General features: G+C 71.5%; 6 protein-coding genes and 1 pseudogene. 4 read left to right on the forward strand and 3 right to left on the reverse strand.

Annotated elements, in window-relative coordinates:
- A pseudogene (locus Q7T15_RS01345) lies at positions 1 to 124 on the forward strand (IS481 family transposase); the annotation flags it as partial.
- Positions 125 to 137: 13 nt separating this feature from the next.
- Here the strand turns inward: Q7T15_RS01345 and Q7T15_RS01350 are convergent.
- Entirely contained in the window at positions 138 to 368 is a 231-nt protein-coding gene (locus tag Q7T15_RS01350) for a hypothetical protein (protein WP_304692505.1), read from the reverse strand.
- 3 nt (positions 369 to 371) lie between these two features.
- Positions 372 to 1,487 carry a phosphoserine transaminase gene (gene serC / locus Q7T15_RS01355; RefSeq protein ID WP_304692507.1) on the reverse strand — a complete coding sequence of 372 codons (1,116 nt, stop codon included), beginning with the start codon at positions 1,485 to 1,487 and terminating at the stop codon, positions 372 to 374.
- Between the two features lie 86 nt (positions 1,488 to 1,573).
- Between serC and Q7T15_RS01360 the strand changes: the two genes are divergently transcribed.
- The 3 genes from Q7T15_RS01360 to Q7T15_RS01370 all read left to right on the forward strand — a co-directional run bounded on the left by Q7T15_RS01360 (position 1,574) and on the right by Q7T15_RS01370 (position 4,118).
- Positions 1,574 to 2,263, forward strand: a complete 690-nt coding sequence (locus Q7T15_RS01360; protein WP_304692510.1) for a metal-dependent transcriptional regulator — start codon at positions 1,574 to 1,576, stop codon at positions 2,261 to 2,263.
- Between the two features lie 232 nt (positions 2,264 to 2,495).
- Entirely contained in the window at positions 2,496 to 3,254 is a 759-nt protein-coding gene (locus tag Q7T15_RS01365; protein ID WP_304692512.1) for a C40 family peptidase, read from the forward strand.
- A 363-nt stretch (positions 3,255 to 3,617) separates the two neighbouring features.
- Positions 3,618 to 4,118 (forward strand): HNH endonuclease, encoded by a 501-nt coding sequence (locus tag Q7T15_RS01370; protein ID WP_304692514.1) that lies wholly within the window; start codon positions 3,618 to 3,620, stop codon positions 4,116 to 4,118.
- Between the two features lie 51 nt (positions 4,119 to 4,169).
- Here the strand turns inward: Q7T15_RS01370 and Q7T15_RS01375 are convergent.
- Positions 4,170 to 4,589 (reverse strand): hypothetical protein (locus tag Q7T15_RS01375; protein ID WP_304692516.1); only part of this gene is annotated, 420 nt, incomplete at its 5' end.

Genomic DNA, 4,589 nt, shown 5'->3' on the forward strand with positions numbered 1-4,589 from the left:
GCAGGTGTTCCTCTCCAACGACGCTCGCGCTGCTGCTCTTGCGCCGTGGCTGGAGCACTACAACACTCGACGCATCCACTCCGCCATCGGAGCACCACCGATCAGCCGAGTGTCACCAACGTGACTGCCGAGTACAGCTAGCTCCGGCGGGAGGAGACGACCCAGCCGGCCATGCCGAGCAGGAGCCCGACGCCGATGGTGACCAGGGCGCCGACGTTCGCCTCGCGATCGGTCAGCACGAGCATCCCGACCGTGATGACGCCCGCGATGATCCAGCCGATGAGGCCGATCGTGAAGGCGAGGCGATCATCGGTGCGCAGCGGCGCCGGGTCCGGCCGTCGCTCGTCGTCGCGCACCCAGAGCCGCACGGGTCAGCCCGCCGCGTTCTCGAGGACGAAGTCGATCGCGCGCGTCAGCTGGCGGACGTCGTCGGGCTCGATCGCCACGAACGTCGCGATGCGCAGCTGATTGCGGCCGAGCTTGCGGTACGGCTCGGTGTCGACGATCCCGTTGGCGCGCAGGGTCTTCGCGACCGCGGCGGCGTCGACCGAGTCGTCGAAGTCGATCGTGACGACGACCTGCGACCGGTGGTCGGGGTCGGTGACGAAGGGGGTCGCGCATGAGTGCGCCTCGGCCCACGCGTAGAGGTGATCCGAGCTCTCGGCCGTCCGGGCGCTCGCCCAGGCGAGGCCGCCCTCGCCGTTGATCCAGCGCACCTGCTCGTCGAGCATGACGAGCGTCGCGAGGGCCGGGGTGTTGAGCGTCTGCTGCAGGCGCGAGTTGTCGATCGCCGCGGTGAGCGACAGGAACGGCGGGATCCAGCGCCCGCTCGCGCCGATCCGCTCGGCGCGCTCGATCGCGGCGGAGCTCATGAGCGCGAGCCACAGGCCGCCGTCGCCGGCGAAGTTCTTCTGCGGGGCGAAGTAGTAGACGTCGGTCTCGGTGACGTCGAAGTCGATGCCGCCCGCCGCGCTCGTCGCGTCGACGACCGTGAGGGCATCGGGGGATGCTCCGACGCGCGTCACGGGAGCGCTCACGCCCGTCGACGTCTCGTTGTGGGGGTAGGCGTAGACGTCGACGCCGTCGACGACCTCGAGGGCGCCGCGCGTGCCGCCCGCCGTCTTCACGACGTGCGGGGCCTCGAGCCAGGGCGCGCTCGCCGAGGCGACGAATTTGCTGCCGAACTCGCCGAAGTCGAGGTGCGCGCTGCGCTTCTCGATGAGACCGGCCGCGGCGACGTCCCAGAAGGCCGTCGAGCCGCCGTTGCCGAGCACGACCTCGTAGCCGTCCGGGAGGCGGAACAGCTCGGCGAGCCCGCTGCGCACGCTCGCGACGAGGTTCTTCACGGGCGCCTGGCGGTGCGAGGTGCCGAGCAGGTCGTGCGCTGCGGTGAGCGCGGCGAGCTGCTCGGGGCGGACCTTCGACGGCCCGCAGCCGAAGCGCCCGTCGCGGGGGAGGAGGTCGGCGGGGATCACGGTCTCGGCCATGCCCCGATCCTACGTCGGGGCGGAGCCCCTGCCGATGACGGTTAGGCTTGCCTTGCTCCACGGAGTGCGACGGAGGAGGAGAAGGCGTGACCGATCTGGTCGACACCACCGAGATGTATCTGCGCACGATCCTCGACCTCGAGGAGGAGGGAATCACCCCTCTGCGGGCCCGCATCTCCGAGCGCATCGGCCACTCCGGCCCCACCGTCTCGCAGACGGTCGCGCGCATGGAGCGCGACGGTCTGCTGAGCGTCGAGGGCGACCGCCATCTCGAGCTCACCGCGAACGGCCGTCGCAAGGCGGTCGGCGTCATGCGCAAGCACCGCCTCGCCGAGCGGCTGCTCGCCGACGTCATCGGGCTCGACTGGTCGCTCGTCCACGACGAGGCCTGCCGGTGGGAGCACGTCATGAGCGAGCAGGTCGAGCGCCGGCTGCTCGAGCTCCTCGAGTCGCCGACGGAGTCGCCGTACGGCAACCCGATCCCGGGGCTCGAGGAGATCGGCGGAGTGGCGGCCGAGCCCTTCCTCGACGGCGTGATCTCGCTGCCGGCCGCGGTCGCCGCCGGCACGCGGCACTGCACGATCCGGCGACTCGCGGAGCCCGTCCAGTTCGACGTCGACCTTCTGCACCAGCTTCACGAGGCCGGGGTCCTGCCGGGCGCGGACGCGACGATCCGCGGAGAATCGAGCGGTTGGATCAGCGTCGAGGTCACCGGTCGGGCCGAGGGGATCGAGCTCCCGCTCGAGGTCGCGCGGCACATTTACGTCGGCGACTGACGTATTTACACAACATCTAGTGTTCGTGTCCTGATTGTGACCTTCTCGTAACCTCGCGTACACTCGCACAGTCCGACACGGCCACCCAGCCGACTAGGGCTCTGCGCGCGGCGCTCTCGCTTGCCCGTCCCGCGCGCGGACCGTGGATATACACGAAAGAGGACGGGCCGCACCAAGGAGCGGCGAGGCGCAGGAGGTCACACTCTTGATCCAAGGCACTGATTCCGGTTCCGTGAACCCGACGGAGACCGGCCGCCCCACCCCCCGCTCCCGCCGCTCCTCGCTCCGCGGCACCGCGCTCAACATCTCCGTGATGGCCGTCGCGACGGGGCTCGTCGCGACTCTCGCCCTTCCCGGCTACGCCGTGAACCCGGCGGCCAACGCCGACGGGGTCGAGGCGGCCGAGGCGATGGCGCAGCTGCGCTCGACGCAGTCGCAGACCCTCACGGTCGAGGCCGAGACGGCGCAGACCGTGTCGCGCGACCAGTTCACGGCGACGACCGAGGAGGAGCTCGCCGCCGCGCAGGCCGCCGAGGCGGCCGAGGCGGCAGCGCAGGCCGCGGCAGAGCGCCGCGCCGAGCTCGCCTCCACCTACACGGCCTACAGCGGCCCGACCGCTCAGGACTTCCTGGCCGCGCCGCCGGCCTCGTACAGCCAGAGCGCCGTCGTCAACATCGGCCTCCAGTACGTCGGCACGCCCTACCAGTACGGCGGCACGACTCCGGCCGGCTTCGACTGCTCGGGCTTCACCTCCTACGTCTTCGCGCAGGTCGGCATCGCCCTCCCGCACAGTGTCTCCGGCCAGGCCGCCATGGGCACGAAGATCTCCCGAGCGGATGCCCGCCCCGGCGATCTCGTCGTCCTGAACGACCACAGCCACATCGGCATCTACATGGGCAACGGCGCCATCCTCGACGCCCCGTACCCGGGCAAGACCGTGCAGGCGCGGCCGCTCTGGACGGACGCCTACTACATCGTCCGCATCGGCTGATCGGCCGGCGCATTCCGCACCACCCTCGTTGAACAGCCCGTGAATCGGCGCGCCCGCTCAGGCGGGTGCGCCGATTCTGGGTTAGCCTGAAGCCCTCGGCGCCATCAGAGGACATACCGGGAGAGGCCATGTGCGAGCGACGCGACATCCAAACCGTGGATGCGCGCGCCGTCTTCCGCATACGGCACAGCGTTCGCACGGCCCTGCCCTGTCGGGGCCGCGCGCGATCGAGCACTGCAGTCTGACTGCAGTGCTTTTTTTGTGCCCGTCTCCGCGGGCGCGCTGAACCTCCCGCCCGCGGTCACGCCGAGGACGCAAGGACAGCCCGCAGGCCATGCGGGCTCCGTTCATGGAGGTCAGCGGATGCGCACTCTCGTTCTCAACGCCGGATACGAGCCCCTCGCGGTCGTCTCGTTCCGTCGAGCCCTCGTGCTCGTCATGAACGGGAAGGCCGTCGTGCTCGCGCGCGACGATGCGCACCCCGTCATCGGGATCCACGACGCGTTCGAGCGCCCGAGCGTCATCGTGCTGCGGCGCTACGTGCGGATCCCGCACTCGCGGCAGGTGCCCCTCACCCGGCGCGGCGTCCTCCGACGGGACGGCAACCGCTGCGCCTACTGCGCGGCCTCAGCCACGACGATCGACCACGTCATGCCCCGTTCGCGTGGCGGCGCCGACTCGTGGGAGAACCTCGTCGCCTGCTGCCTCAAGTGCAACAACATCAAGAGCGACCGCACGCCGGCGGAGATGGGGTGGCGCCTGCGCGTCCAGCCCAAGGCCCCGCACGGGACGGCCTGGCTCGTGCGCGGCATCGAGCGCCCGCAGCCGGCGTGGGACGAGTACCTCGCGCCGCTCGCGGCGTAGGGCGGGCATCCGCCGATCGTCGCCGACCGGCGGGCCCGCCCCCGCCGGCGGTCAGCCCGCGAAGGCGTCGTCGTAGACCGCGCGGAGCTCGGGGGAGGCCTCGCCCGTGACGCCGCAGCCCGTGATGGTTCCGTCGAGGGCGCCGACGAGGAACTCGCTTCCGACCGCGAAGGGCACGCCCGAGTAGTCGGAGGAGGTCGCGTCGACCTGCGGGACCTCGACGCGGTCGGCGACCTCGCCGGCGAACGTCTCGGTCACCTCGAGCACGACGGTGCCGCCGTCGACCTCGAGCACGGTCGCGGCGAAGGCCTGATCCTGCGCGGCGATGGTCGCGGGGTCGAGCGCGAGGCAGCTGCCGCTCGCGAGTCCGCCGCCCTCGGGGGCGGCGAGCTGCTCGACGGTGGGCTCCGCGCCGCCCAGGGCGAGGGGCGCGATGATCGCGGCGGCGATCGCGACGGCCGCGGCGGCGCC

It is taken from the genome of Microcella sp. (genome assembly GCF_030645145.1).
Lineage (GTDB): Bacteria > Actinomycetota > Actinomycetes > Actinomycetales > Microbacteriaceae > Microcella.